This is a genomic window from Arcanobacterium ihumii (assembly GCF_900604515.1).
GTDB classification, from domain to species: domain Bacteria; phylum Actinomycetota; class Actinomycetes; order Actinomycetales; family Actinomycetaceae; genus Arcanobacterium_A; species Arcanobacterium_A ihumii.
In genome coordinates this window covers 1-5390 of sequence record NZ_UWOS01000004.1, presented here as the reverse complement: position 1 = coordinate 5390, position 5390 = coordinate 1, and the positions used below count along the sequence as shown (strand labels likewise).

The window sequence follows — 5390 nt, the reverse complement described above, 5'->3', positions numbered from 1 at the left end:
GTGTTGTGTATGTGTGTGGAGGGCTTAACCTTTAACGGGTTAAGCCCTCCACACATTCATGTTTAGATGACGGCGGTGTCCTACTCTCCCACACCCTCCCGAGTGCAGTACCATCGGCGCTGGTAGGCTTAGCTTCCGGGTTCGGAATGGGACCGGGCGTTTCCCTACCGCTATGACCACCGTCAAAACGTTTGGACAACCAACCATACGTACATCATGGTTTGGTGACCGGGAATTGTATAGAGGACGCGAACAATCTCGTTGATAAAATCTTGTTATCTTTTTGTAGGTGATCGGCCATTAGTACCAGTCAGCTCCACCCGTTACCAGGCTTCCACATCTGGCCTATCAACCCCATGGTCTATAGGGGGCCTCACACAACACAATGTTGTATGGAAACCTTATCTTAAAGCAGGCTTCCCACTTAGATGCTTTCAGCGGTTATCCTTTCCGAACGTAGCAAACCAGCCATGCACCTGGCGGTACAACTGGCACACCAGAGGTTCGTCCGTCCCGGTCCTCTCGTACTAGGGACAGCCCTTTTCAAGTTTCCAACGCGCGCAGAGGATAGGGACCGAACTGTCTCACGACGTTCTGAACCCAGCTCGCGTGCCGCTTTAATGGGCGAACAGCCCAACCCTTGGGACCTACTCCAGCCCCAGGATGCGACGAGCCGACATCGAGGTGCCAAACCATGCCGTCGATATGAACTCTTGGGCAGGATCAGCCTGTTATCCCCGGGGTACCTTTTATCCGTTGAGCGACGGCGCTTCCACAAGCCACCGCCGGATCACTAGTTCCTGCTTTCGCACCTGCTCGACCTGTCAGTCTCACAGTCAAGCTCCCTTGTACACTTGCACTCGCCACCTGATTACCAACCAGGCTGAGGGAACCTTTGAGCGCCTCCGTTACATTTTAGGAGGCAACCGCCCCAGTTAAACTACCCACCAGGCACTGTCCCTGAACCAGATCATGGTCCAAGGTTAGACATCCAGCACGATCAGAGTGGTATTTCAACAATGACTCCACACACACTGGCGTGCATGCTTCACAGTCTCCCACCTATCCTACACAAACCGTACCAAACACCAATACCAAGCTATAGTAAAGGTCCCGGGGTCTTTCCGTCCTTCTGCGCGTAACGAGCATCTTTACTCGTAATGCAATTTCACCGAGTTCGCGGTTGAGACAGTGGAGAAGTCGTTACGCCATTCGTGCAGGTCGGAACTTACCCGACAAGGAATTTCGCTACCTTAGGATGGTTATAGTTACCACCGCCGTTTACTGGGGCTTAAATTCACAGCTTCAAACCCATAAGGATTTTAACCGTTCCTCTTAACCTTCCAGCACCGGGCAGGCGTCAGTCCGTATACATCCACTTACGTGTTCGCACAGACCTATGTTTTTGATAAACAGTCGCTTCTCCCTGGTTTCTGCGGCCATCACCCCTAGACCGTAAAGACCTTCAAGGATCAGGCCCCCCTTCTTCCAAAGTTACGGGGGCATTTTGCCGAGTTCCTTAACCACGATTCACTCGAACGCCTTAGTATACTCTACTCGACCACCTGTGTCGGTTTAGGGTACGGGCGGCTCAGACCTCGCGTCGAGGTTTTTCTAGGCACCACAGGATCACCCTACTTCCCCAAAATAAATGGGTCATCATCCAGCCTCACCCACACGCTCCCCGGATTTACCTAGGAAACGGGCTGCGCTGTTAAACGTGGCAAGCCATAAGCCACGCGGAAGCTACCACTGTGCGTCACCCCTGTTAACACGCTTGCCTACACACAAGTTCAGATCCCACGCCATCAACCACACCTTTCCCGAAAGAAAGACACAGCATCTGGGATGGTTAGTATCACAAGCTTCAACACTGATCGGTCTTTCACCGGTACCAGAATAACAACTGGTTGCCCATCGACTACGCCTGTCGGCCTCGCCTTAGGACCCGACTAACCCAGGGCGGAAGAACCTGGCCCTGGAACCCTTAGTCATTCGGCGGACGGGATTCTCACCCGTCATTCGTTACTCATGCCTGCATTCTCACTCGTACGAAATCCACAACCAGTCACCTGTGCTGCTTCACCTCACGTACGACGCTCCCCTACCCAACAACACTACATGCTGCTGCCACGGTTTCGGCGGTGTACTTAGCCCCGCTACATTGTCGGCGCAGAATCACTTGACCAGTGAGCTATTACGCACTCTTTCAAGGGTGGCTGCTTCTAAGCCAACCTCCTGGTTGTCACAGCAACTCCACATCCTTTCCCACTTAGCACACGCTTAGGGGCCTTAACCGATGGTCTGGGCTGTTTCCCTCTCGACTACGGAGCTTATCCCCCGCAGTCTCACTGCCATGCTCAACTTTATGGCATTCGGAGTTTGGCTGACGTCAGTACCCCGGTCAGGGCCATCGGCCATCCAGTCGCTCTACCTCCACAAAGCACACACAACGCTGCACCTAAATGCATTTCGGGGAGAACCAGCTATCACGGAGTTTGATTGGCCTTTCACCCCTACCCACAGGTCATCCCCTCCATTTTCAACTGAAGTGGGTTCGCGCCTCCACACGCTCTTACACGTGCTTCACACTGCCCATGGGTAGATCACCCCGCTTCGGGTCTAGAACATGCAACTCAAACGCATTTTAAAACTCGCTTTCGCTACGGCTACCCCACACAGGTTAACCTCGCTACATGCCACTAACTCGCAGGCTCATTCTTCAAAAGGCACGCCATCACCCCCACCAAGAAGGCTCTGACGGATTGTAAGCGTCCGGTTTCAGGAACTATTTCACTCCCCTCCCGGGGTACTTTTCACCATTCCCTCACGGTACTATCCACTATCGGTCACGCAGAGTATTTAGGCTTACACAGTGGTCTGTGCAGATTCACACGAAATTTCACGAGTCCCGTGCTACTTGGGACACCCACACATGGAGACAAACACGTTTCACCTACGGGACTATCACCCTCTACGGTCCGGCTTCCCAACCGATTCACCTACGCACTTGTTTTCTCACTCCACTACCCCCTATCGGAGAGATACCATGGATCCCACAACCCCAGGCATGCAACGGCCGACACCTATCACACACACCCGGTTTAGCCTCATCCGCTTTCGCTCGCCACTACTCACAGAATATCTTTTCCTGCCGGTACTAAGATGTTTCACTTCCCGACGTTACCCCCACACACCCTATACATTCAGATGCAGGTAACCAGACATAACTCTGGCCAGGTTTCCCCATTCGGACACCCTCGGATCACAGCTCGTTTGCCAACTCCCCGAGGCTTATCGCAGGCTACAACGTCCTTCATCGGCTCTACGTGCCAAGGCATCCACCGAACGCTCTTAAACACTTACAAAAAACCAAAGATGCTCGCGTCCACTATACAATTCTCAACCACCACACCAACACCACACCCAAACACCACCACAACAAGCGGTACCTGAACACAGGCAGCACGAGATCAATTATCCCGAACCCCAACAGCATGCCAACTTCCCACAACAATCCACAGACAACCCCAAAAACATTCATCAACACCACCACCATGGCAGCATCAAACAAACAGGGCTCCCTAGAAAGGAGGTGATCCAGCCGCACCTTCCGGTACGGCTACCTTGTTACGACTTCGTCCCAATCGCTAGTCCCACCTTCGACCACTCCCCCCGCAAAACGGTTAGGCCATGAGCTTCGGGTGTTACCAACTTTCGTGACGTGACGGGCGGTGTGTACAAGGCCCGAGAACGTATTCACCGCAGCGTTGCTGATCTGCGATTACTAGCGACTCCGACTTCATGGGGTCGAGTTGCAGACCCCAATCCGAACTGAGACCGGCTTTAAGGGATTCGCTCCACCTCACAGTATCGCAACCCTCTGTACCGGCCATTGTAGCATGCGTGAAGCCCAAGACATAAGGGGCATGATGATTTGACGTCATCCCCACCTTCCTCCGAGTTAACCCCGGCAGTCTCTCGTGAGTCCCCACCATAACGTGCTGGCAACACAAGACAAGGGTTGCGCTCGTTGCGGGACTTAACCCAACATCTCACGACACGAGCTGACGACAACCATGCACCACCTGTACACCACCCCGAAGGCTGCCCTATCTCTAGAACATCGCAGTGTATGTCAAGCCTTGGTAAGGTTCTTCGCGTTGCATCGAATTAATCCGCATGCTCCGCCGCTTGTGCGGGCCCCCGTCAATTCCTTTGAGTTTTAGCCTTGCGGCCGTACTCCCCAGGCGGGGCACTTAATGCGTTAGCTACGGCGCAGAACCTGTGGATAAGGCCCCACACCTAGTGCCCAACGTTTACGGCATGGACTACCAGGGTATCTAATCCTGTTCGCTCCCCATGCTTTCGCTCCTCAGCGTCAGTAACAGCCCAGTAACCTGCCTTCGCCATCGGTGTTCCTCCTGATATCTGCGCATTCCACCGCTACACCAGGAATTCCAGTTACCCCTACCGCACTCTAGTCTGCCCGTACCCACTGCAGCCCCGGAGTTAAGCCCCGGTCTTTCACAGCAGACGCGACAAACCGCCTACGAGCTCTTTACGCCCAATAATTCCGGACAACGCTCGCGCCCTACGTATTACCGCGGCTGCTGGCACGTAGTTAGCCGGCGCTTATTCAACACCTACCCTCAACAAAAGCCTTGTTCAGTGTTAAAAGGAGTTTACAACCCGAAAGCCTTCATCCCCCACGCGGCGTCGCTGCATCAGACTTGCGTCCATTGTGCAATATTCCCCACTGCTGCCTCCCGTAGGAGTCTGGGCCGTATCTCAGTCCCAATGTGGCCGGTCACCCTCTCAGGCCGGCTACCCGTCGAAGCCTTGGTAGGCCATCACCCCACCAACAAGCTGATAGGCCGTGAGCCCATCCCCCACCAGAAAAACCTTTCCAACAACAACCATGCGACCATTGCAGAATATCCAGTATTAGACCCCGTTTCCAAGGCTTATCCCAAAGAAGAGGGCAGGTTACTCACGTATTACTCACCCGTTCGCCACTAATCCAACCAAAGCAAGCTCCAGTCTTCATCGTTCGACTTGCATGTGTTAAGCACGCCGCCAGCGTTCGTCCTGAGCCAGGATCAAACTCTCCACAAAAAACCAAACACCACAAAAACATGGCATCCAATCCATACATGAAAAGCCCAAAACAGACTCAACAAACCAGAAAAAACTGGCATCAAAAAAACCAACCAAACAACCACCAAAAAAGCAGCCACCCAGCCAGCCAAAAAAACAGTCAACCAACACCCCACCCAACCACAAAAGGCCAGACAGAACATCAACCAACAAAAAACATCATAAAAAGCTGACACACTATTGAGATCCCAAACAACACACCCACACCCAACAAACAACCCACAAAACAA

3 rRNA genes are annotated in these 5390 nt (G+C 53.1%); all 3 read right to left on the bottom strand.

Annotated elements, in window-relative coordinates:
* Positions 1–67 precede the first annotated feature (67 nt).
* Positions 68–184: ribosomal RNA gene (gene rrf / locus EIH22_RS08870) — 5S ribosomal RNA — on the bottom strand.
* Between the two features lie 97 nt (positions 185–281).
* A 23S ribosomal RNA gene (locus EIH22_RS08865) occupies positions 282–3368 on the bottom strand.
* Positions 3369–3588: 220 nt separating this feature from the next.
* Positions 3589–5118 (bottom strand): 16S ribosomal RNA (locus EIH22_RS08860).
* Together the 16S, 23S and 5S rRNA genes form the textbook arrangement of a ribosomal RNA operon.
* Positions 5119–5390 lie beyond the last annotated feature (272 nt).